This window comes from Treponema sp. R80B11-R83G3 (assembly GCF_054786115.1).
Genome location: NZ_BDHF01000372.1, coordinates 1 through 693, shown reverse-complemented (window position 1 = coordinate 693; position 693 = coordinate 1). Strand labels below are relative to the sequence as shown.

Below are 693 nucleotides of genomic sequence, written 5' to 3'. Positions count from 1 at the left end.
ATATTTATGTGAAGCGCCGGGTATGTTGCGCTTTGGCCAGCAGAGCGCCGATGAATTCTTTGTAAGCGAAGACGCGGCGAAAAAAGGCATAACGATCACCAACACAAGCCCGGTTGAGCCTTTGGTACTGTTAAAGAGCTTCGGCCCTAACCATCCTGACGCGCCTAAGAGTGTTTAATTTTTTTTACCACGAACCACACGAACAACAACAAAAATTTGTCGCAAAAGTTCGTGGTGTTCACGGTAATTACCGGAATAAGAAATAAAAAGACAAAAAGTTTAAAATTTTAGTTTTAAGTACTTGAAAAACCGTCATTTTGCCGTGTTATAAGTAGAAAGTCCACGAAGAACCGCTTGCTGCCATTGCGGTAGCCTTACAAATTAGGTTTGTATGATGCGCTTCGGGGCTTTTTTTTGCCCTCATTCCCATATGGGGATTAATTTTGGGAAATAGCCTCCATTGATGCCTGTTTAAGCCGCTCTTTAATTTCATCTTTAGTCAAATCTTGATCTAGCAATTCAAGGAAATACTCTCGGTCTTCTTCGCGAGTTTCTTCGCGTACAACTCTCATTTCCACTTCAGGATCATATTCACCATACAGCATATTCACCTCCAAGCGCGCCGCTCCAGCTAAAGCTGTCGCGCATTTTTCATCTTTTATAATTTTAATTTAGCGCTACGCAGTGCTAATT

General features: G+C 41.8%; 1 protein-coding gene. It reads right to left on the bottom strand.

All coding sequences use genetic code 11. The features are described 5' to 3' along the window. Positions 1-437 precede the first annotated feature (437 nt). On the bottom strand, positions 438-605 hold the full coding sequence (locus ACYVRH_RS13930; protein WP_461257483.1) for a hypothetical protein: 168 nt from the start codon (positions 603-605) through the stop codon (positions 438-440). Positions 606-693: the final 88 nt, after the last annotated feature.

What these genes read in the sequence shown, in the direction of transcription:
- ACYVRH_RS13930 (WP_461257483.1), bottom strand. Translation starts at nt 605, where the DNA reads ATGCTGTATGGTGAATATGATCCTGAAGTGGAAATGAGAGTTGTACGC.